1 protein-coding gene is annotated in these 702 nt (G+C 64.7%); it reads right to left on the reverse strand.

What is annotated here, in order from left to right; translation table 11 throughout:
• On the reverse strand, positions 1–702 hold a 702-nt coding region (locus ILT44_RS30600), incomplete at both ends, for an ATP-binding protein (protein WP_204243373.1).

The following is a 702-nucleotide window of genomic DNA, read 5'->3' on the forward strand; positions in this document are numbered from 1 at the left end:
TTGCATCCGGTCAGGGATCAGGTTCACCATCGCGAGTCCGCGCGAGCAGTGCGCGATGGCCTCCTGGTGCGCCTGTCTGCGGGCGGCATCGTCCGCGGCACGCTGCCAGTAGGATACCGCCCGCTCCGCAATCCGTGCCTCGCTCAGGTGGTGGGCGATGAGCTCCGGTTGGCGGTCAACCACATCAGGGTAGTTCTGTTCGAGAATCGCCGCGATCCTCGCGTGCAGTTCCTGACGGTGGCTCTTCAGCAAGCTCTCGTAGGCAGCATCGCGCACGAGGGCGTGCTTGAACGTGTAGGCCGCTCTGGGACCCGCGCCGCTTACGTAGACCAGTTCGGATGACACGAGTTGCCGGAGCGCCCTGCGTAATTCGGGCTTCCTCTTTGGGTTCATCTCGGCCAGCAGATCATATGCGAATGTCCGCCCGATCACGGAAGCCTGCTGTGCGACGGTCTTGGCGGCGGGGACCCGGTCCAGGCGAGCCATGAGGCTGTCGTGGAGGGTGGCCGGGACGGCTCCGGATTCCTGCTCCAGCAGGGCCTTGGTCAGCTCCTCGACGAACAGCGGCACCCCGTCAGTCCGCTCGAAGATCTGGTGGATCGCTTCAGCCGGCAATAACGTGCATCCTGCCACCTCTTCCGCGAGCTCGGTGCTCTCGCGAGGTGTCAAGCGGCTGAGCACGATTTCGGAGACATGCGGTCG

The sequence above is a fragment of the Microvirga arvi genome (assembly GCF_016892765.1).
Taxonomy (GTDB): Bacteria; Pseudomonadota; Alphaproteobacteria; order Rhizobiales; family Beijerinckiaceae; genus Microvirga; species Microvirga arvi.